The following is a 23,351-nucleotide window of genomic DNA, read 5'->3' as shown; positions in this document are numbered from 1 at the left end:
AAGAATAGTGAAACGTTCCCTATTCTCCTCCAAATAAATCAATCCCCATATTTCTGACTTCTTGGCATTCTTCATCTGTCAAAAACCACCACGACATTTTTTCATGCCCAACTGTACCTAGCCATATTTTTTCCCCCTGAAAAAAGGCAATATCTTCTGGCAAATTCGGACCTTGCCAATCTCCAATTGATTTTGAATAGTTTAAAAGAATGGATAGTGAATCTGAACTAAATACAAAGCGATATACTTCCACTACTTTTTCATGATCAATTACCATTGAAGTTGCCCAACTATTTGTTTCAATTTTAGTAACTAAAAATGAATCTAAATCACTAATTAATTCATATGCTTTTTTATCATATGAATAGGTGTTATCTCCTTTAAAATCAATATCATGACGAATACAAAATTCAAAAAATGTACACCCTTGTTTTAAAGCTAAGTTAGTAATATCTTGATATTGCTGACTGTGTATATCCTCTGAATAATAATATTTGTTCCTATTTGTTTGAAGCCATACCATAAAATGAATGCCCTCCAGACCTATTCCAAGTATGATAATGTGCGAAATTACCAGCTCCATGCGCCCTATCTGCTATTGGCGGTTGGAACTTGCCACCACTTAGTCCACCAACTAAATGAGCTACCTTGTAGGCTCCTGTAGATGTTGTTGACCATAAATCTCCACGTAGCTTCATGTAATTTACAGCTGTATTTTTCAACCGCTCTGAGTTTGAATACTTTTTTGAGAATGCTTGATAGTCAAACTTATTCAATGATGGTAATTCACTTTTCTTGCTATACTGATAAAGAAAACCAATGATGAAAATACTTATAAGAGCATAGAACACATTGTTTAACTTCATTTCCAGATAATTCACCACCTATCTATTTTTTAAGATACACTTCTTTACAAATTGAGCTTTAACAAATTTGAATTTTCAGAATTTTTCCATTTCATAAAACTCATCATATGATATATTTCATAATATGTAAAGATTAATTTCATTTAGAATAGTTTCATCCTTTTTTGCTTCAAATGTAATTGTGACACAGATAATTAGGCACCATCTAACTATTTCAACGAAAATTGTCTTCGTATCCAACTCGTTTATTTCTAGCTTTTTCATCATATAATCAGCTCTTTCAGACACAACGCTAGGACTATGGATATTCGCAACATCACGATTTAACATACGTATCAAAAATCAATTGGTTTTCTCCCTTGTTCGTATTGACCATTCATGTTAAGTTCTTCATACTCATTGGTATAGGATAGCAACGAAAAAAGCTTTACGAACTAGGATACGTTCGCAAAGCGCCATCACATATAAATAACCATTGGCACCTCAAGTATCTGGCGGGAACCAAAATCATGAGGCCCTGTAAAGACAGCAATACCTACCAATACAAGTTGCCGATAGCCAATACCGAAGTACCAGCATGTTTTATTGTACCCAATTTTTGCCTGAATTTCTACCTTATGTGAGAAATTCTTTTAGATTGAGTCAAGAGGTTTGCGGTGGTTTTTGTCTATTGAAAACGATGAGGCGCGGGTCTGATTGTTTTTTATTCGTCTATCTAGTTGGGTTTTTAATCAACTTTAGACTAGGAGAATGTAGACATGGGAAAATCACAGGAATCTAACACAATCGCTTATCAGGAGATTTTGGCTATAAAAGCTTCTTTGCGCGAGCTAAAATCATGGCATGAAGCATTGCATTTTATGCGTCATTTTCTTGATGGGAAGAAAATAAGGACTTCTGAAGAGATGCAGGCTTGCGCTGAAATGTTTGAAGTGGTTTATCAAAAATTTGGTGCATTATTAACTGAGAGTGAAGTATCTTTGCGTAAAATAGTTAAGCAAAATAAGTAAAGTATCTAAAAAAACAACCTGTGTATGCGGTATAGCCTACACAGGTTGTTTTTATTTTTAAGACTACAAATTTCAAGTTCTTAGAAAAACTGTTGTACTACTTTTCTTAATCGATTCAACGACTCTTCATTTATCTGTGACACTGCTGATTGATTCTCGCTTGGGGATCAATATTTCTTAAATGGGATAATTATTTTAATTCCCGATTCAACACTTCATCTTGAATCATGCCACTGGCTTTCATAAACATATACGTCACAACGGGTCCGACAAAGGTAAAACCATGTTTCTTCATATCTTTGGCTACATTTTTAGATAACGGTGTGACATTTGAAACCTCATATGCTTCTTCATATACATTCAAACGAGGCACACCACCAACAAAATCCCACATATACTCAGCAAAACTGCCATATTCTTCTTGCACAGCTAAAATCGCTTGCGCATTTTGAATCGTCGCATTGATTTTTCTCGGATTGCGGATCATTTCGGGATCTTGCATGATTTTCTCCACATCGTCTGGCATCATACCAGCCACCTTTTGAATGTCCATATTGTGGAAGTTCCTTAAAAATACATCCATCTTCCCTGCTGCTGCTTTCCAACTTAATCCAGCTTGAAAAGTGCCGACTGTTAACAAGATAAAAAGTAAACGATCATCATGTGTGGGTTTCCCCCATTGGTTATGATACCAATCAAATTTCGATGGTTGGTTCTTTTTCATCTCTTTCTCCCACATTTAACTTTTTTTCTATCATAACATAAAAAAATAAAATGAGATCGTTTAATGATAATCCAAAAAGATTCTATTGCCTATCACCAGAAAGGATGTACTACTTATGAAAACTAAAATGAATCTAACTGGAAAAATCTATACCATAGAACTCTTGAGCGGAATGATTTTCTATAGCTTAGGAATTCTATTCATTACGCCACCAACAACCCCAGGAATTATAAAAAACCTAGCAATAGGTTTAATGATTCTAGTCTTGTTAATAATAATGGTCGTAACCATCCTTACTAATAAAGAAAAACTTGATGAACATGCCTTAAATATTTTTTATAAATCTAGTAATACAACATTTTTCTTTATTTTGATATTTTTACTCGTAGGAGGAATAGTGGTTTATTTTATCCCAATGGGTCTCAATCTCTCACCCGCTATAATTTCATTTATACTCGCTGTAATTCTAATCCTTCATGGTTCGACTTTTAGATCCTTAGAACTATCAGGTAAATAACTCATGGGCAAAATAGAAACGACTTTAAAACAATACAGAGAAGAAAAAGGTCTGACTCAAAAAGAACTTGCAGAAAAAGTTGGTGTTCGACGGGAAACTATCCTTCATTTAGAAAACAATAGATACAATCCATCCTTAGAGTTAGCTCTGGAAATAGCACGTGTATTTGGCGTAACCGTTGAAACGCTTTTCAAATTAAAATACTAATATCTTAACTCTACTATATTAGTGTTACTTCTTAATTTCATCATCCATATTCAAAAAACTCACTCTAATAAACCGACCATTGCCTTCGAAATATCAGCAGCTTTCAAACCATAAACTTCTTTCAAATACTCTAATTTACCCACTTGACCAAATTGCTCTTTTACACCGATTCGTTTCATTTTTACTGGATGATTTTCCGTAACGATTTCCGCTACAGCACTTCCTAAACCACCGATCACATTATGATTTTCTGCGGTTACGATAGGACCCATTTTAGCTGCTTCAATCACGATTTCTTCATTCATCGGCTTGATTCTAAACAAATCGATCACTTGAACTGAAATCCCCAGCCTCTCTAAATCAGTCGCTGCCTGAAGTGCTTCTTCTACCATGATCCCACTCGCAAAAATCGTCCCAGCTGTTCCTTCTTTCAGTTTAACGTATCCTTTAGAAAAATCTTCTTCTCCTTTATAAAGTGATGTTGCTTGTTTGCGTATCGTCCGAATGTAGAACAGCCCTTTTGCCGTATGCGCATACTCTAAAATCGCTTTAAACTGATACGGATCTGACACCTCATAAATATGATTTCCTGGAATCACCCGCATCAACGCAACATCTTCAAACGGCATATGCGTTCCGCCATTCATTTCAGCTGTAACGCCTGGGTCTGTCCCAACGATGACAGCATGATTTTTGGCATACCCTAACGAAAGAAACACTTGATCGAAAGAGCGTCTAGTCGCAAATGGCGCAAAGGTATGGATAAATGGTGTGAAGCCAGTGACCGCCAAACCAGCAGCTACCCCCATTTCTTCTGCTTCCATAATTCCCACATTGATATAGCTTTTCCCCAACTGCTCTTTTAATTTACTCGTTCCCATCGAACTCGCAAGGTCTGCTTCTAAAACGACAACTTTCTGATCTTTTTCCGCTAAAGCTAAGATGGTTTTTGTATAGACTTGCCGCATTTCTATGTTCTTCATTATGGATTCACCTCGATTTTTTCAGCCAATGTTACAATGGCTTTTTTGATTGCTGTTTTGGCTGCTTCATCTGGACGTATATGGTGATTATCTGCTAGCTCCTCCAAATAAGGAACACCTTGTCCTTTTACAGTATCTAAAACGATCGCTGCTGGTTTTCCCTTTATCTCCTTCGCTTGATCGATTGCTGCTTCAATGGCATCAACATTGCCACCATCCACCCGCCAACTATTAAAACCAAACGCCTGCATTTTTTCGACAAAATCAAATGGATCACAAATATCCGTTGTATAGCCGTCTAATTGTTTTTTATTATCATCGATAAATACGATCAAATGATCCAATTTTTGATGCGCTGCAAATTGAAAGGCTTCCCAGCATTGCCCCTCATTTAATTCTCCATCTCCAACAATCGTAAAGGTAAAATTTTCTTTCCCTAGCAGTTGATTACCTTTCGCAATGCCTGTTGCAGCGGAAATTCCTTGCCCGAGTGAACCTGTAGTCATGTCTACACCAGGTGTTTTGATTCGATCAGGATGTGAAGGAAGGTTGGTTCCATTTTGGTTTAGGCTAAAAAGAAACGCTTCATCAAAATAACCTTTTAAAAATAAGGTAGCATATAGTGCAGGTCCAGCATGTCCTTTTGATAGAACAAAATAATCACGATCTGGATCATCTTTCTTTTCTGGCGACACATTCATGACTTTTCCATATAAAACCGCTAATGTTTCTACAATAGATAAGCTCCCGCCAAAATGACCAAAGCCTAGATTGTCTAATTCCTTCATCGTATAATAACGAATCTGATCCGCAAACTTCTGTGTATCCATTATGCGACCTCCTTCGTTTCAGTTGCTTTTTTCTTTCCAAATATAGTTAATGCCAATAATAAAGCCAGCACTGCCACAACACCTGCAACGACCGCGATTTGACCGCCCATATCTGCTAGTTTCCCAAGAAAAATCCCTGTCACACCATAATCTGTATCGGAGAATGTTGATCCTTGGAAGCCTAAATCCCCCATAACGGGCATCAATAAAATCGGCATAAAACTAATAATCACCCCATGAATGAACGAGCCCACAACAGCACCACGTACACCGCCTGTGGCATTTCCGAAAACACCGGCCGTTGCGCCACAGAAGAAATGCGGCACCACACCTGGAATAATTACGGTCGTACCTGTTGCGATCATAATAAACAAGCTTACGATTCCGCCAACAAAACTAGTTAAGAAACCGATCAACACAGCATTTGGCGCATAAGGAAAAACAATTGGACAATCTAAAGCCGGAATCGAATTCGGCACTAATTTTTCTGAGATTCCTTTAAAAGCTGGTACAATTTCTGCTAAGATCAAACGAACACCAGCTAAAATCACAAAGACACCTGCTGCAAACATCCCTGCTTGTTGTAAAGCATAAATAATGTAATTGGTCCCATTACTAAGGTTTTCAGCAATAAACGCATTTCCAGCAAATAATGCCACGATCGTATACACAATGCCCATCGTCAATGTGATACTAACGGTCGAATCACGTAGGAACGACAAGCCCTTTGGAAAATTGATATCTTCGGTTGATTTTTCTTTATTCCCTACATATTTCCCGATAAACCCACTCAGAGCATACCCAAAGTTTCCTGTATGACCTAAAGCCACTGAATCATTTTTCGTGATTTGTTTGGTAAATGGCTGAGCGATCGCTGGAAAAATCGTATTAGCCAAGCCTAACGCCAAACCACCAACTAAAACTAACGGCACTGCACTCATTTTTGTCACACTCATGATCACGGCAATCATACACGCCATATAAAGTGTCGCGTGACCCGTTAGATAGATATATTTAAATTTTGTAATACGGGCAATTAAAATATTAAACGCCATTCCTGCTAACATAATAAGTGCTGTATAAGTGCCATATTTTGTCAAAGCCAAGGCAACGATTGCTTCATTGTTTGGCACTACACCTTGCATATTAAACGCATGCTGGAACATTTCGCCAAATGGCGCTAGTGCCCCTTCGATCACTCCAGCACCAGCAGTCACGACTAGAAACCCTACAAATGTCTTGATTCCGCCACGGACAACATCTGAAATCGATTTTTTTTGTAAACCTAACCCAAGCACAGCAATCAATGCCACCAAAATTGCCGGGGTACTTGCAATATCAATCAATATATTTAAAACGCTATTCATCTTTTTCTCCCACCTTCTTTAGACTTTAAAGTAACCCTTCTTTTACACACACTGCTTTTACTTTTTCTCTCAACTCGTCCATATCGATAATACTGTTTAAAATAACTACGTTCCCTAAATGCTGCGCACTATCCGCTAAATCCCCGCCGACAAAAAAGACATCTGCCAAATCTGGTGTGGCACTTCCCATATCATAATGCGCCACCTCAACTCCTGTTACTCCTAATTCATTCAACACGCTATTGATATTCATTTCCACCATAAAACTAGATCCTAATCCAGATCCACAAACTGCTGCCATTTTCATAATGATTCTCCTTCCTTTAATAACTGAATAATTGTTGCTTGATCCTTTGCAGCTAATAGTTTTTCTAAATTCTCTTTATTGGATAAAATTTTCGTCAAACTCGCCAATGCTTTTAAATGCATTTCATTATCTACAGCTGCTAAACAGATAAAAATCGTGATTTCGTGTTTAGAATCATCTAAAAGCAGCACAGGTTTTTCCACTTTTAAAAGCGACATCCCTAATTGTTTCACCCCATCTTCTGGTCTTGCATGAGGCAAGGCGATTCCTTTCCCAATATGAATAAAGGCGCCGTAATCTTTCACCTTTTGAATCATTGCGTCAATATAATTCTCTGTAATCTTCCCCTGTTCTTTTAGAGGTTGCGCCGCAAAAGCAATCGCTTCTTCCCACGTTAATGTTGTATCTGTCAACTGAATCATTTCTGTCGTTAGCAACTCCGATAGCATTGGCTTCCCATCTTCTTTCACTTTTAGTTTTTTGATCATTTTACGATTTAAAATACGATAAATTTTTTCTTTAGTAACATCTTTTTTTAACTCGATATATGGTAATAGTATTTCAATAATTTCGTCGATAGAAGGGACAACGATTCCTGGTATCAATAACTCTTCTTGCACATGACGGATCAAGTTATTTTTTTCTAACTGCGTCATGATTGGATTGATCAAATACGTTTTCTTTGGTGTATTTAACGGAACACTCGAAAAAATCACATCGTATTCAGATTCGGCAATACTTTCTAATTGATCAACGGTTGTTGTTAAACTAAAGTCGATCGTTGGAAAAAGTTCCTTCAACTCTGATTGCATGATTAGACTAGAACTAATTCCACTTGGACATAAAACCAATGCTTTATAACGGATCACCCGATTTAATTCCCGCTGATTTCCAATTTCACCGCCAAACAAAATTGTAAAATACCCAACTTCTTCATCTGGGATCGCTTGACCTGTCAGCATCTCTAAAGGGTGCAACGCTATTTTTGTCAAAGCGAATAATTCGCCATATTGTTCTTTGATTTCTTCTATCAGCACATTCGTTAAAGAAAAATGATACTTGATTCTAAAAAAAGCTGGCACCAAATGATAAAAAAGATCGAGTAGTAATTTTCGATACGCTTTAAATTCGATTGCTGCTAAACGTTCTATCTCATGAATGATTTGGCTCGCACATTCTAGTAAAAATTCCAGCGCAGTATCGCGGATTTCTCCTTGTGTAATCGTCATAAAAATGAGTGTGAAATAAAATTGTTCACTTTCAGGCTCTAAGATAGCAGAGAATTTAGCTAAAAACAGCTGACTTCCATGAAAAGCATTCAGCTCTTTTATCATCTCTTTTGCTTGTCGATCCAACTTAATTGAATGCGATTTTGCACGCCTTAAAACATATGCCATAAAATAAATAGTCTCTTCAATTCGGCTTGGTACAATCACTAACTCATTTGCTCTGATCGTTTCAAAAAGATATGAACGAACATCTGCTTCAAACGTTCTTGAATACTTGATCAAGCCTTTTTTTAAGCCCAATTTCCCTGAAACTGACGTGACGACTTTTGCAGTCATTTGATGTGCTTGAATTCGAATATCTTCTTCACGTCCCGATAAATAAAATCCTTTTTTTCGTGAATAGTCTAATTTGATCTGATACTTCGTTAAGCGTTCCCGCAACTTTTTGATATCCGCTAAGATCGTATTCTTACTGACTTGAAAAAATTCTTGATAATGAAACACAGATAAATCCTCATCTGCAGTAAACGTCAACAGATAAAGTAGCGCTTGTCGTTCATATTCTGAATAGAAAATCTCTGTTTCCAACTTACCAAAATGAAGTTCCAACCATTTATCGGCTACTTGCTTTGGAAAATAGAGTTTGCCTTCTTCCCAATAAATCGGTTCATAAGAAAATTTCTGCAGCTGCTCATCAATTTTCCCTAACTGATCAATCACGGTTTCTGTAGGCAATCCTGTAATCTCGCTCAGCTCTTGAATAGAGTGCCCTACTTTATGCGATATGTCGATAAGATAACTCATTCGATAATCAATCATCTTGTTCCTCCTGTATTCACTATATAATGTAAACGCTACAAATTAAAGAAACGTTGGGTCTAATCTAATTTTGATTTTTCAAAATGATTGGACTCAATTAAAAAAATAACAAAAAAGCCATGGAAGTCAATTGATTACTACTCCATAGCTATTTTGTTAGTTGATTGCAATCATTGCCTTATTTTCAGACAATTGTTTTATAGATAATTGTTCGTTTGATTCTAGAGGGGTTACCTTTAATTCTTTTTTATCCATTTTCACCTTAACGAGTGTTCCATGAATGTTTAGCTTAAAGGCCAAACTTTCAATTTCTTTTGGTAAATGATTCTCAAGCTGGATTGTTTGCCCTGTACTTGATAAGCCTGCAAAACCGTATATGATGCTCAACCAACTACCACCCATATTTGCTGCATGAATCCCATCTTTGGCATTCCCTTGTAAATCTGTTAGATCCATCAATGCTGTATCCATAAAGTAACTATAGGCTTTCTCTGATTGTTGCGTACGACTAGCTAAAATGCTAAATATTGAACGTGACAACGAAGAATCATGGGTTGTAACCTCTTCATAAAACTGATAATCTCTTTGAATTTGCTCAACTGAGTAATCTTGCGGAAATAGCATTTCAGCTAACAAAGCATCTGCCTGTTTACACACCTGATGTTTATAAATAATCATCGGGTGATAATGTAGTAACAGCGGATAGTTTTCTTTTGGTGTTTCTTCAAATGGCCATCTGGCTTTTTCAAAGAACATGTCATCTTGTTTGATCAGTTGCTTTTCATGATCGTATGGCAGTTTCATTCCTTCAGCGGCTTGTTGCCAAGTAGACCATTCTGCTTCTTTAACTAAATTCAGACGTTGTGCTAAAGTGACAGCATAGCTTAAATTATTTTGAGCCATTTTATTTGTATAATAGTTATTGTTAACTAAAGCTGTATACTCATCGGGCCCTGTCACACCATTGATACAAAACTCATTTCCGATCCAACTGCCGTAGTTCAACCAAAAACGTGCGGTTTCAAAAATCACTTCAGCACCAGATTCTGCGATAAATTGATGATCTCCTGTTACTCGCTCATATAGTTGAAAAGCATAGGCAATATCGGCGTTGATATGGACTTGAGCTGTTCCAGCAGGATAATACGCACTAGCCTCTTCTCCATTGATTGTCCGCCAAGCAAATAAAGCGCCACTGTTTTGTGCCATTTCCCTTGCTCGTTCCTGTGCCTTTGGTAAAATCGATACCCGATACGTTAGTAATTGTTTGGCAATTTTGGGTTGTGTATAGATAAAAAACGGCAAGATATACATTTCAGTATCCCAAAAATAATGCCCTTCATAGCCTTCACCAGTCAATCCTTTCGCAGCAAAATTCGTCAAACCATCTCGCCCTGCATTTTGATATAGATGAAATAGGTTAAAACGAATCCCTTTTTGAAGAATCGGGTCACCAGTAATTTCGATATCACTTGCTTGCCAGAATTCAGAAAAATGCTGTATGTGTTCTTTGGCTAACTGATTAAATTCCAAGTGACGTTTAACTGTGGTCAACTTGTCTTTTTTCCTTTCAATCTTACGACTCTCTGTTGTGAGCGGTTTTGACAGCACGACGTAATTTGTTAAAGTAACTGCTTGATTTTCTTGAACTAAGACCCGTTTTGATACGGCTAACCCGCCGACCTCATCCACACCATCAGCAGTTTGCATCACTTGAGATAGCAAAACAGATTGTTCACTAAATTCGGTTTTCACTTCGATCCACTCGTCATTTAACGGCACAATTCCAAGTTTACTTTTAGATGAAGCAACACGCGGATCAATTGTTCCATCTTCATTAGTGTTTTCCTCTTGAAATGCGATCTGCTTAGTAATCAGCAGCTCACCAGAAAAATTCAACGCTTCGATCGTATAGTGAAAAACACTGACTTCCGCCTGAGAATAGGATAAAAATGAACAAAGAGATAATGAAAATATCTTTCCGTGCAACGTTTCGATCTCATAACGTTCTTCCAACATCCCAGTTTTCATATTCAGCTGAAAATCAGTTTGTGTTGTACGCCAGTCTGCTTCAGTTGATTTTTCTCCATCGATCTCGATGATAAGACTTCTTATATCAGGCAGTTTTACGATTGTTTGATGATTTTTCGCATAACCATAAGCCCATTCTCCGTAAACAATCGGATGTGTATCGTAAAAACCATTGATAAACGTTCCAGGATTTCCTTGCCTCGTTTTTCCTTTTAAAATACTGGATGCACGTACGCCTACATGGCCGTTGCTTAATGCAAACAAGGTTTCAATATAATCAAGATTTTGGTTATTAAGATCATTTAGCGTCAGCAAATACTCAGAATTCATCTTTTTTCTCCTTTGATCAGCTTTTTTTAAATAGCAGAAGCTGTTCCTTTCGTTTCAACTTCTTTGCTAGAAACAGTGTTCTTTGGCTCTTTTTGTAAAAACAATGTCAGAATAAATGGAATAACCAGTGACATCACCATCATCAATACACCTGCAATCACATTGGCTACCCCTTTATCGCCAGAGAAACCAAGAATTGCCATCACACTATTTTGTGGTACGTAAAGAGTAACATGCATGATCCCAGCAAAACAACCGGAAATACCTGCGCCGATCACCGCTGCGATCAATGGCTTTTTATACTTCATTGTCACGCCGTATAAGGCTGGTTCTGTAATTCCCATGATTGCTGAAATGCCCGCAGCCGTTGCAATTGATTTAACACTTTTATCTTTTGATTTCAACGCTACCGCTAATGAGGCCCCACCTTGAGCTAAATTGGCACAAACTTGAGCAACTAAAATCAATGATTCTGTTCCTGTTGCCGCAAATGAAGTCACAAAAATCGGTGTCAAGGCATGGTGCATACCGGTCATTACGATAAATGGCATAGCTGCAGCAAGTAGCGCTACCATGATAAAGCCTAATTTTCCTTCTAATAAATTGATTACCCAAGCAAGTCCCATACCCGCATAATTTCCTAAAGGACCGATGACAATCAATGCTAAAGGCGCTGTGATAAGTAAGACCAACGTTGGATTTAAAATAATTTTCAGAGAATTAGGTGTAATTTTATCTACACCGCGTTCAATATATGACATGATCCAAATTGTTAATAAGGCAGGAATAACAGAAGCCGCATAGCCTACCCCTTGAATCGGCATACCTAAAAATGAAATCGGATCGCCGCTTGCAACCCATGTAGTAAAATTAGGATGCAATAAAATCCCTACCACAATTACTGCAAGTGACGTATTTACTTTAAATTTACGTGAAGCAAATACGGCTAATAAGATCGGCATAAAGTAAAACGCACTATCACCAATAAAATCTAACACACGATAGGTGCTTGATTCATTTGATAACCAATGGAACGTCGTACTTAATGACAAAATAACCTTGATCATCCCAGCAGCAGTAAGCGCAGGGATCATCGGTGTCATACAAGCTGTGATCGTATCAACAATTTTATTGAAGATTCCTGTCTCTTGTTTTTCACGTGGTGTCTCACTATTTTCAGCATCCCCATTAACGATTCCTTGCGCAATGACTTCTTTAAACACTTTATCCACATGACTGCCTATGATCACTTGGAATTGGGTTGGTGTTGGATTAATATCCACTACACCACTGAGCTCTTTTAACATTTGCTCCTTTACTTTAGTGTCATCTTTTAAATGAAAACGCAGTCGCGTTGCACAATGAACGGCCGATATGACGTTTTCTTTTCCACCGATATTTTCGATGATTTGTTGTGCTAATTCGTTATAATTATCTTTTGATGTCATGTTTCTTTCCCCTCTCAGTTTACACATGTAGCTGATCTTTTCAACAAACTCTACTGATCATTAAATGCTGCAGCACCATTGGTTTTCACAACTTCTTGATACCAATCGTAACTAGCCTTTTTCAAGCGATTCCCGGTTCCCTTGCCCTCATCATCCAAATCAACGTAAATTACACCATAGCGTTTACTGATACGTCCTTCACTTACACTTGTTAAATCAATAATTCCCCACATCATATAACCAATTAAATCCACTCCATCTTCATTTAAAGCCAGCAATAAATTTTGAATATGCCCTTTTAGATAATCGATTCGATACTCATCGTCAATTTTTTGACCATTTAATACATCCTGTGTTCCTAAACCATTTTCAACAATAAACAAAGGTTTTCGATAACGATCATATAATTGATTTAACGTGATTCTAAGCCCTAATGGATCATTTTGCCACACACTATTGCTTTCCGGCAAATAAGGATTTTTGACAGTCAAAAAGCCATTCGTTGCTACTTTTTCTAAGCCCTCTTGATTCGCTGACGTACAGGCACTGGAATAATAACTAAATGAAACAAAATCAACCGTATTTTCTTTTAAAACGTACTTATCTTGTTCAATCACGTTTAGCTGAATATGATTTTCTTCAAAGAAGTTCGTGGTAAATTTAGGATATTCCCCAAAAACTTGAACATCTGAAAATAGCAAATTCTCCCGCTCACTTTTCAATGCAGCAAACACATCTTCTGGATCACACGTATACGCATATGTTTTACCGGCTGCTAGCATTGCACCAAATTGAGCGTTTGGATTGATTTCTTTTCCAGCTTTGATCGTCAGTGCATTCGCTAATAATTGATGGTGCCCCGCTTGATATTGGATTTGTAATGGATTTTCCTTTGAATTGAACGTAATACCGCCACCAATAAAGGGAATATGTAACACCATATTCATCTCATTAAATGGAATCCAATACTTGATTCGCTCTTTAAAATACGTCATGATCGTTTTTGCATAATAGACATATAAATCAACCACTTTGCGACTTTGCCAGCCATTGTATTTTTCCACCAAATGAAACGGTAAATCAAAATGACTAATGGTTACGATTGGTTCAATTTGATATTTTTCAAGCTCGCATAGAATTTGGTCATAAAAATCCAAGCCTTTCTGATTGGGTTCAGTTTCTTCTCCTGTTGGGAAAATGCGCGACCATGAAATGGAGAAACGGAAACTATTGATACCTAATTCACTCAACAATTTGATATCTTCTTTAAAGGTGTGATAAAAATCAATCGCTGTTCGACTTGGATAGATTTCCTGTTTCTCTGGATTTAAAATCGAATGCTTTTGATCTAAATAGACGGGTTTTAATCGCTTATCGTTCAATGGAAGATAATCAAAATTCGACATTTTTCTGCCATCAGCTAAATAATTCCCTTCTGTTTGAGCAGCCGAAATGGCTCCGCCCCATAAAAAACCTGTTTGTGCTTGCATGTTATCCCTCTCTATTCTCAAAAATAGCGTTTCTGTATCAAATAATATATTTTTATAAGCGCTTATCTTTAAATACATTTCGATTATAGAATATTTATAAGCGGTTTCAATCCCAAAAATTTGTCTTATCATTCTCATATTTTGCTCATTTATAAAAAAATAAAAAAGACCTCTACAGAAGGTCTACTTTCGTTTGCAATGTATTCCATTACGTCTTAACAACCATTTTTTCCCGATACTTTAATGGAGACATCCCCATCGATTGTTTAAATAAGCGATAAAAGGTTTTATCACTTTCGATCCCAATTTGACTGATAATTTCGGAAACAGTATCTGTGGAATTGATCAAGAGCCACTTCGCTTTATCAATTCGATAATCGTTCAAAAAAGTAATAAAGGTTTTTCCCGTATTTCGTTTAAAAAATTTAGTGAAATAAAATTGACTGTAACCGATGGAATTGGCCACTTCTTCTAACGTGATTTTCGTGGTGTAATTTTGTTCAACATATCTAAACACTTGATCTAATTTTTCTAAAATATCTTTACTCTGCACTTTTTCATGACTTGTATGAATTCCTTTTTTCTTTGGAATATTTCGAAAAAGATAAACAAACAGCTTCAGTAAATCGGCTTTTAGTTGATAGTGAAATCCTGCCTCCTTTTGCTGCTCTTCATGGTACATTTCTAGCAAAATTTCTCTGACTACAGCTTCTTTTTCACGGTACCACTTTGGACTTAACGGCTCAACTGCTTCAAAAAATTGAGTCAAATTAAGCCCATCTGTATTTAAACCAGTAAAAAAAGTTAGATCAAATTGAAAAACGATTCGTTCGCTTCCTGGAGAGGCTAAAACGTAATGAATATCACCACCATTGATCAACACGATTTCTCCTTCTGATAAGCTATACGGTTGATCATTGATACCTAAATGGATGCTGCCTTTTGCCACATAAATCAGCTCTATTTCTCGATGCCAATGAGGCGTGGTTAAAATATTCCCATCATTTAAAATAATTCGAAAAGGAAACTCAGGGTTCAGTGTGGGCATCTCTAAAAAAATAGCCATTGATTTTCCCCTTTTCTTTTAGCATAGTTTTGCAGATTATTCTAACATAGTTTTTCTTTTTAGCGAAATAGAAAAAAGTGTCTGGGACATAACTCATTGAGTCATATCCCAGACACCTGGAAACCGAATAAATGGCGGAATCAGAAGTAACTACTACGCTTCGCTTCGATCACATCAAACTCTAAGTGCTAAAGCACTAAGATTTGAAGGCTTCTTTTTTCTCGGAGTTAAACACTTCTGACCCAACTTCGGTTCATCGTTAGCTATCAGGTACATCGTCCTTTTTATAGGCGATAACATTTGAGTCTTTGTTCTTAGCGATTTCTTTGGCTCTTTCCATTGCTTGTTCTTTCGTCTCAAATGAATCAACTGCTTTTTTAGCATGTTTTGTCTGAACATACCAACGATTTTCTTGATAGTAAACTAAGACATCATTATACAGCAAATCTGTATTGATTTTTCTAGTACTGTGTTTGTCTGTCTTTTTAGGGTCAGTCGCTTTCTTAAAAGCGGCTTTTTCAGTGTCGGTTGCTTCATCTAGCCACTTCTTAGATTGAGAAATCGCAATTGGGATCGCCCTGTCATCTGGATACCCTTCACTGACTAACGCGTTGGCAATTTCAATGGCCTTCTTTTTTAACAAAGGTTCAAAGTTTTTAAATGAACTTGGATAATCCTTTAAATCCCAAGGCATTGTGACCCATCTCCTTAAATACTAAAATCAATTAAGCAAAGAAACTACCACCTGTGATGGAGTAGACTTGTCCAGTAACATAGCTTGCATCATTAGAAGCTAAGAACACATAAACAGAAGCCAATTCAACTGGTTGTCCAGCTCGACCAATCGATTCTTGTTGTCCAAATTCAGGAATTTTTTCTGATGGTTGTCCACCACAAATTTGCAAGGCAGTCCAAATAGGGCCTGGCGCAACGGTATTGACACGAATGCCAGAGGAAGCTAATTGTGCTGACAATCCTTTACTGAAAGACGTAATCGCACCTTTTGTTGCAGCATAATCTAATAAATTTGCGCTTGGCTCAGCACTTTGGATGGACGTCGTGGTAATGATACTACCGCCTTTTGGCAGATAATCTAACGCTTCTTGTACTGCCCAATACATTGAAATAATATTTGTCGTATACGTATCCATGATTTGTTGCGTGGATAAATCTTTAATATTCTCTACAGCTTGCTGCATACCTGCATTTAGAACTAAAATATCCAAACCATCTAACTCTTTAGCAGCATCGTGAACAAGTTTTCGCGTAAATGTTTCATCTTTTAAATCACCTGGTAATAAAATAGCTTTGCGTCCTGCTGCTTCAATCAACGCTTTAACTTCCTTTGCATCTGCTTCTTCAAAAGGTAAGTAATTGATTGCGACGTCGGCACCTTCTCTTGCGTACGCAATAGCTGCAGCACGTCCGATTCCAGAATCTCCACCTGTAATCAAGGCTTTGCGCCCTGCTAATTTTCCTGTTCCTTTATAGGATGTTTCTCCACAATCAGGTACAGGTGTCATTTTTTGTTGTAATGCAGGTGCTTCTTGTGATTGTTTATCAAATTTCCCATCGTAGAATCTTGTTAACGGATTTTCGATTTTTTCTGTCATCTTGATTCCTCCTATGAATTTGCTGCCAATAAAAAATGACTAAGTTACTCTTTTACCTTAATACAAACGATAACAGCTTACAAATCATTTGTTTACAGGCTGAGTAACTCCTCATAAAAATCGATTTCTTTGGCTTATCGCTTAAAAATCCTTATAATTAACAGTATAAAACCATCTGTTTATAAAAAAATAGGTCTTAAGTTGGATGTCAAAACATTGCACAAACATTACAATATCATTACATCAAGTTTAAAAGGCTCGTTTCACGAGCTCACTTAGTTTTTAAATTTTGGGAGGAAAAGACATGAAAAACAACAAAACAAGATTTGGCTTGATCGCTGTAATCGTGATTGTTTTACTAGGCGTTTTCGGAGTCAGTCAATACAACGGATTAGCGAAAAAAGAACAATCAGTAGAATCTCAATGGAGTCAAGTAGAAAATGTGATGCAGCGGAGAGCAGATCTCGTGCCAAACTTAGTCAACAGCGTAAAGGGTAGCATGCAGCAAGAACAAAAAGTTTTTGGTGATATTGCTAAAGCTCGTGAGGCTTATGGTTCTGCTAACAATGACTCAGATAAAATCAAAGCTAGCCAAGAGTTAGATCAATCTGTCGGAACGTTGATCAATGTCATCAATGAAAATTATCCTGAACTGAAATCAAATGATAATGTCCAAACATTAATGACCCAATTAGAAGGCACTGAAAATCGTATTTCGGTTGAACGCAAACGTTATAATGAAGTCGTGAAAGAATACAATGAACAAGTAGTTTCTTTCCCTAAAAATATCTTTGCAAATATGATGGGTCTAGGTAAGAAGGATTACTTTAAAGCAGATCCAACAGCTAACACTGTACCTTCCGTGAATTTTGATAATTCTACTAGCACTTCTAGTGGGAAGTGATGATCGATGAAACATTTTAGACGAGGTATATTCTTTGGTGTATCATTTCTCCTTGTCACCTTTTTCTTTGGTTTTCAACTACCGACTTTTGCTGAAAACTTACCTGCGTCACCTGATCATTTTTATCTGGACCAACCAGGAATTCTGGATGAAACAACTAAAAATTTAGTTGATCAAAAGGGCAAGCTTTATAAAGAAAAAACAGAAGCACCACAAGTTATTTTAGCTGTGATCGATTCAACTGATGGTGATAGTATAGATAGTTATGCACCAGATTTATTTAAAAAATGGCAAATTGGCAATCAAAAAAAAGATAACGGTGTTTTAATTCTTTATGCAGTTAATGATGGCGATCGCAATGTCCGAATCGAAGTCGGTTATGGCTTGGAGGATGTAATCACAGACAGCGTTGCTGGAAATATTTTGCAACAAGCCAAAGATGACTTGAAATCTAATGATAACACTTCGATCAATAAGGGGTTGCAATACACGTTTAACGCCGTCACTACCTTGATCGATAAACATTATGACTATCCTGCTGATCAAAATGCGTTATCGGATGATGAAATAGACCAAGTTTCCGCAGATGATAGCTCTGATGGAGAGAGCATTTTCAGTCTTTTCTTTGTTCTTCTCATTGTCCTTCCTTTTATACTATTTGGAGGTCGTGGCGGTCGCGGTGGCCGTGGCGGAGGTCCATGGTATTGGGGCGGAGGCGGTTTTGGCGGAGGCTCTTCAAGCGGAGGCGGCAGTTTCGGTGGTGGCGGGGGCTTCTCTGGCGGGGGAGGTTCCTCTGGTGGCGGAGGCGCTAGCATTTAAAATCAGAAGTTCTCACGAAAGAGTTAGAATTATTAAAGAAGCAAAATCTGTATAGGTTTTGCTTCTTTTTGTACCTTCATAATAAGAACCAACCTTTTTAAATGCAAGTCTAGGCATTTATAAAGCAATGATTGTGGAATCCTGCAACTGTTACCCCCTGATATAAAAATGGAGAGTAATAACTAAGAATCATTCCTTTAGCGTTCTCAGCAAAAATCTCAATTTGATTACTAGCAATTTGATCAGTGATAGGGTAAGGTTTTTCAGATTTTTTAAAGAACGAGTATGCATCATTTCAAATACCCCCTTCATTTTAGAGAAGAAAATATTTCCCCCTAATATTCTTTTTTCCATCTCCTCTAAACATTGATTTAAATCGATATTGAAAACTTGATCAAGCTTTTCATATTTTTCAAAGTGGACATCAGCAAATATGATTTCAAAAGAATTTTGTGATTGTATGCCCTCTCCTTTATGATTTATTTTAAATCCTTTACCTTTCAAAATAATTAACTCCCCATCAACTCCTTTCACAGTAGCAATAACAATGTCACTCTAATCCATAACTTCCTTTAATGTAATCGTTCCATCTAACAAAGCTTCAGTTAGCATTTGCATTGTTCCTTAATTGAAAGGATTACTTTTTACCGTTATTTCTCCTCATAATCCGTTACAGGATAAACTACTTTATTCTTCTTCTAGTAGCTCAAAGGTAGATGGTTCTTCAATTTTTGTCCTTAGAAGTCTTGATATATCATACATCGATGCTAAAGAAGGAATTTGTCCGTTCAGTTTCCTATTCACAATAGTAACTTTTAAAACCCCACTCTTTTCTGCTGACTCATTTTGGCTCATTCATTACATTCCTCAGTATACATGTATGTGTATCTAGGATTTTACTTTCTCCTTTCGTTTCTTTTACACTTCTAATCTAGTAAAGAGTTATCATACTTGGGTTTCTTTTATTGGTAAAACTGCTCATTATCATTGTACAAAGCTATTAAAAGACTCTTGTCTCGGTTAACGTTGATCTTGTCTTCAACTATTGATAACTTCTTTAACAAATTTAATTGTCTCTTCTAAGCAATTTTTTGCATCTAAGGTTGAGTAATCAAATTGATATTCATGTGTTACTTTTTTTTCATCGTCTTTATAAAAAAGTGATTCTACAGGAATTGAGAGGGCTTTTAGTCTACTCGCAAAAGCAATACCTTGATCCTGAAAAGAATACGCATTTCCATCAGAAATATAAGTTGGTGGAAAATTATTGGTAAGTTTATCTACTAATGAAGCTTCATTCAACTCCGAACTATCTTTCCAATCCTTTTGTCCTAGTAAGGACCATGCAACAGTATTGACAAAAAACTTCATAAACCATTTATCAGATGATTGCTGCTTAATCTCTTTTAAATCTACAGGACCACAATAAGAAATAAATCCTTTTATATTATTTTGGGGAATCACTTGTTTCATCCTCATGCTATTTGCATAATCTAAATTGGTCTGAATGGATAAAAATTGACCAGCAATTTGAGCTCCCGCTGAATCACCTCCAAATATGACTTTGTTAAAATCTAACATTGGGTATTCCGTCGTTTTCATTTTAATCGAATGATAGGCTTGCTCTATTTGTTTCACTTGACCTGGGTAATTTAAGCTTGGGGCCCACTCATAGTTCAATGAAATTACTGCTACTTGGGCTTTATCCGCTAAGTATGTCGCATACTCTTTTACGCCTTCCTTGTCACCACCAACGTAACCACCACCGTGAACCCAAAAAACAATTGGAACTGAATTTTCCATTTCTTTTGGATAATATAAATCAAATGTATTTTTTTTATATTTTGATTGGTAAACAAGATCTTTTTTCACTGTGACATTAGTAACACTTTTTTTATACGATACTTTATCCGTTATTTTTATATTCCCATTGAACAACTGGCCAATCAAAAAGGCACCTGGACGCGGGGAAAGTTGGAAAGCAAGCACTATGATACATCCAAAAATCACTAAAAAGCTAATTGACCATAAAAAAAACTGTTTAAATTTTCTCATCAAATTACCTCTTTTTCTAAATAATCATTTGAATAACCTAATACTCGTAGCTTAATTTATAATTGAATTAATTACAAAAGAATCTTTTCAGATGGCTATTTCATGAGTAATACATAAATTTAGTCATACATTTTCAATATTATATTTAATATAGCCTTCATAGTAAAAGCTAACATTGATCCCTTTCCTATCGCAATATTCACTGTTAAAGAACAGCCACTCTAAAGTCGGTTGTTCTGAAAATGAAATGGGGGTTGCCTTGTCCGTTGTGGATATCAACACTTTCTTTAATCAATCGTTTATAGCTAAATAGTTCTCCAGATCTCGGGGTAGATACTTTAATAATTCACCCGCACAAAAAAGTGTACAAACTATTTCTCAAATTTCATTTTCCTCTTCTTTAGTTATATTATCCGAAGAAACTCTTCACCTATCTTTTAATTATAGTCCATAAAAGTAGTAGATGAATGCTCAACAGAATGCCTCCCTTTTAATATAATAGAATAGCTAGGTTCAAAGATTTCTGAAAAACATCCCCTATTGGATATCTCTAACGAGAAAGTTGTCAAGCGCAAGAGAAATGCGTCTCGTGAAAAATTTTGTTAATAAAATAGATATTCGTTAGAAAGCTATTATCCAAAAATTATAATCATATCTTTATTAAAAGGACAAAATAACTTCTAAATTATTCGAGCAATTATCTTTGATAAAATTTATCTAGTATATCTTCAATACTCAATAGGAGTAATCACATCAATTGCCATTTTAAGCGTTCATCCTTGATGATTCTTATGCCTATTTCTTTTTATCTTTTTTCCTATCCCAGCAACCACCATTAACAGGCTCACGCCTACAATTGTCATACTTCTGTCTTGTTTCATATCTGTATTCGGTAAAGATGCATAGAATCTTTCATATTCAAGCTTTCTTGATTTTCTTTTACTGTGATCACGGCTACTTTTGTTCGCTCACCATTTGCATAAGTTACTTCATATACACCTGGTTTTGTGGTATCTACTGTTCCCGTGACAGTTACTGTACTAAATGGGACTACGTTTCCGTCTTTGTCAGTTGCACTGACAAAGTTATCCTCTGATTCCCACTTATCCCTTGAATAAACAATGCTATCTTTTACATGAATGCTTGTTTGATTCGTTGGATCACTCACTTCAACCCATTGATCTTTTTCAATTCGATAGTAATATGTTTCTTTATCCGTAGAAATTTTATTGTCATCGTTATATCTTATTACTCGTTTTGAAGCCTCTTTATGATAAACTTCGATAATATCGCCTATGTTTACTGACTGATCATTTAGTTGTTTGGACAGTTCAACTCCCGTTGTCTTACCATAACCAACCGCCTCGACTTTTTTCAATATCAATCATTTTACTTCTATAACTTTTTAGATTAAAGTAATTACGAATAACTAATATCAACGTTTGCATATCATCGTCCATAATATAATTAGCGCCTAATTGTAATAGTATTCGTTTCTCATTATGATTACGTTTCGAATACATAATCCACGTAACTAAATTTGTCTTTTCTTGTATGTCTACTACTTATTGACACACCTCTTGAAAGTTTGATGTTTCATCATAAAAAATGATTAATTCCTCTAAATTCTTAATTTGATTTCCATTCATTATCTCCATAATTATATAGTTGTATTGTTTTATTGCTTTTGCTATTTCAATACTTTTTTTCGCTAAGATTTATGATACCTATTTCATGCATCTTTATATCTCCTTTTTCTAAAAAGTAGGTATTCTGAAATTTCTAATCAATTATTAAAAATTTCATTTTCATACTACACATATAACCACAATGTTGATTTTTTAAGCCAATCAACATTCAAAAGGAATTTGCACTTTTTACTTGCTTAAATGCGTTGTATAGTTCTTCTTTATTTTTATAAACATTTGATGAAAGCTGTTTATTGAAACGGGTTTGCTATAAATAATTCCTCCCTCTATTTCTCTGGTAAAGCAATACAATAATCTACTAAAGTTTCTTTTACACACTTTTAGTTAAGAGCGATATTCGTAATTTCTTTAATGACCATATTTGTAGTCCGTAATTATTAATACGTTACTTCGAAATCAAACAAATACCTTTTTAGGAATATTTATCAATACACTACAAAAAAAGATTTATTGACTTTGTCTGTTTTTTATTACCATTAATATCCTAACAGTATTTTGTTTATCTTTATCGTAGTTTTACGATTCATTTCAAATAAATCTAATATTTTTTAAGCTCACAATATTTTTATACCATATAAATTTCCATTTTTATCATTTCATGTACAATAAGTCTTTTTTACACTTTATATTTTTCGTTTTTTAAATTTAATTTGAAAAAAAACAAATTTTTCATTTATACTATTATTTATAAAAGTAATATGTAATACTTTATTATCTTTTATAAATATCAAAGATAGCTATACACATTGAAAAACACTATTTTTAGGAGTTGATATTTTGGGTTTTGGATTAACAATTAGAAAAATAAGAGAAAAAAAAGGCTTGACGCAAAAAAAAGTTTGTTTCGATATAGTGACAATGAGTTATTATAGTCGTATAGAAAGGGATATTAGCGATCCTTCTATCACGATATTTCTAAAAATTTTATCTAGGCTAAATATAACTTTTGATGAGTTTATGTTTATACATAATAATTATATAGAGCTCACTGAAGATTTTTTTTGGTTTAATATATCTGAGTTGTATC

The 23,351-nt window shown here is 35.8% G+C and carries 25 protein-coding genes and 1 pseudogene; 6 read left to right on the top strand and 20 right to left on the bottom strand.

Annotation, left to right across the window (positions count from 1 at the left end; genetic code table 11):
- Window positions 1-19: 19 nt before the first annotated feature.
- Both A5819_RS09160 and A5819_RS19255 read right to left on the bottom strand, forming a co-directional pair.
- Entirely contained in the window at window positions 20-523 is a 504-nt protein-coding gene (locus A5819_RS09160; RefSeq protein WP_086278505.1) for a hypothetical protein, read from the bottom strand.
- Window positions 501-866, bottom strand: a complete 366-nt coding sequence (locus tag A5819_RS19255; protein ID WP_176271399.1) for a hypothetical protein — start codon at window positions 864-866, stop codon at window positions 501-503. Before A5819_RS19255 ends, A5819_RS09160 begins: the two co-directional genes overlap by 23 nt.
- Before the next feature lie 758 nt (window positions 867-1,624).
- Between A5819_RS19255 and A5819_RS09145 the strand changes: the two genes are divergently transcribed.
- Entirely contained in the window at window positions 1,625-1,876 is a 252-nt protein-coding gene (locus tag A5819_RS09145) for a hypothetical protein (RefSeq protein ID WP_086278503.1), read from the top strand.
- Between the two features lie 190 nt (window positions 1,877-2,066).
- Here the strand turns inward: A5819_RS09145 and A5819_RS09140 are convergent, their stop codons facing one another.
- Window positions 2,067-2,600 carry a DNA-3-methyladenine glycosylase I gene (locus A5819_RS09140; protein ID WP_086278502.1) on the bottom strand — a complete coding sequence of 178 codons (534 nt, stop codon included), beginning with the start codon at window positions 2,598-2,600 and terminating at the stop codon, window positions 2,067-2,069.
- Between the two features lie 115 nt (window positions 2,601-2,715).
- Between A5819_RS09140 and A5819_RS09135 the strand changes: the two genes are divergently transcribed.
- Window positions 2,716-3,117 carry a hypothetical protein gene (locus A5819_RS09135; protein WP_086278501.1) on the top strand — a complete coding sequence of 134 codons (402 nt, stop codon included), beginning with the start codon at window positions 2,716-2,718 and terminating at the stop codon, window positions 3,115-3,117.
- A 3-nt stretch (window positions 3,118-3,120) separates the two neighbouring features.
- On the top strand, window positions 3,121-3,324 hold the full coding sequence (locus A5819_RS09130; protein ID WP_086278500.1) for a helix-turn-helix transcriptional regulator: 204 nt from the start codon (window positions 3,121-3,123) through the stop codon (window positions 3,322-3,324).
- A 59-nt stretch (window positions 3,325-3,383) separates the two neighbouring features.
- Here A5819_RS09130 and A5819_RS09125 read toward each other — a convergent pair whose 3' ends face one another.
- The 11 genes from A5819_RS09125 to A5819_RS09075 form a co-directional block, all read right to left on the bottom strand.
- Window positions 3,384-4,307, bottom strand: a complete 924-nt coding sequence (locus A5819_RS09125) for a transketolase family protein (RefSeq protein ID WP_086278499.1) — start codon at window positions 4,305-4,307, stop codon at window positions 3,384-3,386.
- On the bottom strand, window positions 4,307-5,137 hold the full coding sequence (locus tag A5819_RS09120) for a transketolase (RefSeq protein ID WP_086278498.1): 831 nt from the start codon (window positions 5,135-5,137) through the stop codon (window positions 4,307-4,309). Before A5819_RS09120 ends, A5819_RS09125 begins: the two co-directional genes overlap by 1 nt.
- A complete protein-coding gene (locus A5819_RS09115) occupies window positions 5,137-6,504 on the bottom strand; it encodes a PTS ascorbate transporter subunit IIC (RefSeq protein WP_086278497.1) in 1,368 nt (455 codons plus the stop codon). Before A5819_RS09115 ends, A5819_RS09120 begins: the two co-directional genes overlap by 1 nt.
- 25 nt (window positions 6,505-6,529) lie before the next feature.
- Window positions 6,530-6,811 (bottom strand): PTS sugar transporter subunit IIB, encoded by a 282-nt coding sequence (locus tag A5819_RS09110; protein WP_086278496.1) that lies wholly within the window; start codon window positions 6,809-6,811, stop codon window positions 6,530-6,532.
- Window positions 6,808-8,859 carry a BglG family transcription antiterminator gene (locus A5819_RS09105; RefSeq protein WP_086278495.1) on the bottom strand — a complete coding sequence of 684 codons (2,052 nt, stop codon included), beginning with the start codon at window positions 8,857-8,859 and terminating at the stop codon, window positions 6,808-6,810. Before A5819_RS09105 ends, A5819_RS09110 begins: the two co-directional genes overlap by 4 nt.
- 156 nt (window positions 8,860-9,015) lie before the next feature.
- On the bottom strand, window positions 9,016-11,220 hold the full coding sequence (locus A5819_RS09100; protein ID WP_086278494.1) for a glycoside hydrolase family 65 protein: 2,205 nt from the start codon (window positions 11,218-11,220) through the stop codon (window positions 9,016-9,018).
- Window positions 11,221-11,246: 26 nt separating this feature from the next.
- The gene (locus tag A5819_RS09095) at window positions 11,247-12,668 is read right to left on the bottom strand and encodes a PTS transporter subunit EIIC (protein ID WP_086278493.1); all 1,422 of its coding nucleotides are present in this window, start codon (window positions 12,666-12,668) and stop codon (window positions 11,247-11,249) included.
- Between the two features lie 50 nt (window positions 12,669-12,718).
- A complete protein-coding gene (locus tag A5819_RS09090) occupies window positions 12,719-14,158 on the bottom strand; it encodes a family 1 glycosylhydrolase (RefSeq protein WP_086278492.1) in 1,440 nt (479 codons plus the stop codon).
- A gap of 208 nt (window positions 14,159-14,366) precedes the next feature.
- The gene (locus A5819_RS09085; RefSeq protein WP_086278491.1) at window positions 14,367-15,224 is read right to left on the bottom strand and encodes an AraC family transcriptional regulator; all 858 of its coding nucleotides are present in this window, start codon (window positions 15,222-15,224) and stop codon (window positions 14,367-14,369) included.
- A gap of 259 nt (window positions 15,225-15,483) precedes the next feature.
- Window positions 15,484-15,918, bottom strand: coding sequence for a DUF2188 domain-containing protein (locus tag A5819_RS09080; protein WP_086278490.1), 435 nt, complete (start codon window positions 15,916-15,918; stop codon window positions 15,484-15,486).
- Between the two features lie 31 nt (window positions 15,919-15,949).
- Window positions 15,950-16,837, bottom strand: coding sequence for an SDR family oxidoreductase (locus tag A5819_RS09075; protein ID WP_086278489.1), 888 nt, complete (start codon window positions 16,835-16,837; stop codon window positions 15,950-15,952).
- Window positions 16,838-17,141: 304 nt separating this feature from the next.
- Here A5819_RS09075 and A5819_RS09070 point away from each other — a divergent pair, with 304 nt between their 5' ends.
- Together A5819_RS09070 and A5819_RS09065 are read left to right on the top strand one after the other, a co-directional pair.
- Window positions 17,142-17,741: a LemA family protein gene (locus A5819_RS09070; RefSeq protein WP_086278488.1), complete on the top strand. Its 600-nt coding sequence runs from the start codon at window positions 17,142-17,144 to the stop codon at window positions 17,739-17,741.
- A gap of 6 nt (window positions 17,742-17,747) precedes the next feature.
- A complete protein-coding gene (locus A5819_RS09065; RefSeq protein WP_086353042.1) occupies window positions 17,748-18,560 on the top strand; it encodes a YgcG family protein in 813 nt (270 codons plus the stop codon).
- A 109-nt stretch (window positions 18,561-18,669) separates the two neighbouring features.
- Here A5819_RS09065 and A5819_RS09055 read toward each other — a convergent pair.
- The 6 genes and pseudogenes from A5819_RS09055 to A5819_RS19495 form a co-directional block, all read right to left on the bottom strand.
- Window positions 18,670-19,094, bottom strand: a pseudogene (locus A5819_RS09055) (acetolactate decarboxylase).
- A gap of 153 nt (window positions 19,095-19,247) precedes the next feature.
- On the bottom strand, window positions 19,248-19,415 hold the full coding sequence (locus A5819_RS19250) for a hypothetical protein (RefSeq protein ID WP_176271397.1): 168 nt from the start codon (window positions 19,413-19,415) through the stop codon (window positions 19,248-19,250).
- 183 nt (window positions 19,416-19,598) lie between these two features.
- Window positions 19,599-20,615, bottom strand: coding sequence for an alpha/beta hydrolase (locus A5819_RS09050; protein WP_086278485.1), 1,017 nt, complete (start codon window positions 20,613-20,615; stop codon window positions 19,599-19,601).
- Between the two features lie 773 nt (window positions 20,616-21,388).
- A complete protein-coding gene (locus tag A5819_RS20105; RefSeq protein ID WP_369596914.1) occupies window positions 21,389-21,478 on the bottom strand; it encodes a hypothetical protein in 90 nt (29 codons plus the stop codon).
- Between the two features lie 14 nt (window positions 21,479-21,492).
- Window positions 21,493-21,999: a bacterial Ig-like domain-containing protein gene (locus tag A5819_RS09040; RefSeq protein WP_086278483.1), complete on the bottom strand. Its 507-nt coding sequence runs from the start codon at window positions 21,997-21,999 to the stop codon at window positions 21,493-21,495.
- The gene (locus A5819_RS19495) at window positions 21,962-22,138 is read right to left on the bottom strand and encodes a hypothetical protein (protein WP_217809030.1); all 177 of its coding nucleotides are present in this window, start codon (window positions 22,136-22,138) and stop codon (window positions 21,962-21,964) included. Before A5819_RS19495 ends, A5819_RS09040 begins: the two co-directional genes overlap by 38 nt.
- 963 nt (window positions 22,139-23,101) lie before the next feature.
- On the opposite strand from A5819_RS19495, the gene A5819_RS09035 reads away from it, so the two are divergent.
- Window positions 23,102-23,351 (top strand): helix-turn-helix domain-containing protein (locus A5819_RS09035; RefSeq protein ID WP_217809029.1); only part of this gene is annotated, 250 nt, incomplete at its 3' end.

The organism is Enterococcus sp. 7E2_DIV0204, from assembly GCF_002140855.1.
Taxonomy (GTDB): Bacteria; Bacillota; Bacilli; order Lactobacillales; family Enterococcaceae; genus Enterococcus_L; species Enterococcus_L lemimoniae.
Note: the sequence above shows the minus strand (reverse complement) of the source record. Positions and strands in the feature narration are given on the sequence as shown.

Excerpts from the sequence above, each read along its gene's own strand:
- A5819_RS09160 (WP_086278505.1), bottom strand. The coding sequence starts at position 523 with ATGGTATGGCTTCAAACAAATAGGAACAAATATTATTATTCAGAGGAT.
- A5819_RS19255 (WP_176271399.1), bottom strand. The coding sequence starts at position 866 with ATGAAGTTAAACAATGTGTTCTATGCTCTTATAAGTATTTTCATCATT.
- A5819_RS09145 (WP_086278503.1), top strand. The coding sequence starts at position 1,625 with ATGGGAAAATCACAGGAATCTAACACAATCGCTTATCAGGAGATTTTG.
- A5819_RS09140 (WP_086278502.1), bottom strand. The coding sequence starts at position 2,600 with ATGAAAAAGAACCAACCATCGAAATTTGATTGGTATCATAACCAATGG.
- A5819_RS09135 (WP_086278501.1), top strand. The coding sequence starts at position 2,716 with ATGAAAACTAAAATGAATCTAACTGGAAAAATCTATACCATAGAACTC.
- A5819_RS09130 (WP_086278500.1), top strand. The coding sequence starts at position 3,121 with ATGGGCAAAATAGAAACGACTTTAAAACAATACAGAGAAGAAAAAGGT.
- A5819_RS09125 (WP_086278499.1), bottom strand. The coding sequence starts at position 4,307 with ATGAAGAACATAGAAATGCGGCAAGTCTATACAAAAACCATCTTAGCT.
- A5819_RS09120 (WP_086278498.1), bottom strand. The coding sequence starts at position 5,137 with ATGGATACACAGAAGTTTGCGGATCAGATTCGTTATTATACGATGAAG.
- A5819_RS09115 (WP_086278497.1), bottom strand. The coding sequence starts at position 6,504 with ATGAATAGCGTTTTAAATATATTGATTGATATTGCAAGTACCCCGGCA.
- A5819_RS09110 (WP_086278496.1), bottom strand. The coding sequence starts at position 6,811 with ATGAAAATGGCAGCAGTTTGTGGATCTGGATTAGGATCTAGTTTTATG.
- A5819_RS09105 (WP_086278495.1), bottom strand. The coding sequence starts at position 8,859 with ATGATTGATTATCGAATGAGTTATCTTATCGACATATCGCATAAAGTA.
- A5819_RS09100 (WP_086278494.1), bottom strand. The coding sequence starts at position 11,220 with ATGAATTCTGAGTATTTGCTGACGCTAAATGATCTTAATAACCAAAAT.
- A5819_RS09095 (WP_086278493.1), bottom strand. The coding sequence starts at position 12,668 with ATGACATCAAAAGATAATTATAACGAATTAGCACAACAAATCATCGAA.
- A5819_RS09090 (WP_086278492.1), bottom strand. The coding sequence starts at position 14,158 with ATGCAAGCACAAACAGGTTTTTTATGGGGCGGAGCCATTTCGGCTGCT.
- A5819_RS09085 (WP_086278491.1), bottom strand. The coding sequence starts at position 15,224 with ATGGCTATTTTTTTAGAGATGCCCACACTGAACCCTGAGTTTCCTTTT.
- A5819_RS09080 (WP_086278490.1), bottom strand. The coding sequence starts at position 15,918 with ATGCCTTGGGATTTAAAGGATTATCCAAGTTCATTTAAAAACTTTGAA.
- A5819_RS09075 (WP_086278489.1), bottom strand. The coding sequence starts at position 16,837 with ATGACAGAAAAAATCGAAAATCCGTTAACAAGATTCTACGATGGGAAA.
- A5819_RS09070 (WP_086278488.1), top strand. The coding sequence starts at position 17,142 with ATGAAAAACAACAAAACAAGATTTGGCTTGATCGCTGTAATCGTGATT.
- A5819_RS09065 (WP_086353042.1), top strand. The coding sequence starts at position 17,748 with ATGAAACATTTTAGACGAGGTATATTCTTTGGTGTATCATTTCTCCTT.
- A5819_RS19250 (WP_176271397.1), bottom strand. The coding sequence starts at position 19,415 with ATGAGCCAAAATGAGTCAGCAGAAAAGAGTGGGGTTTTAAAAGTTACT.
- A5819_RS09050 (WP_086278485.1), bottom strand. The coding sequence starts at position 20,615 with ATGAGAAAATTTAAACAGTTTTTTTTATGGTCAATTAGCTTTTTAGTG.
- A5819_RS20105 (WP_369596914.1), bottom strand. The coding sequence starts at position 21,478 with ATGACAATTGTAGGCGTGAGCCTGTTAATGGTGGTTGCTGGGATAGGA.
- A5819_RS19495 (WP_217809030.1), bottom strand. The coding sequence starts at position 22,138 with ATGTATTCGAAACGTAATCATAATGAGAAACGAATACTATTACAATTA.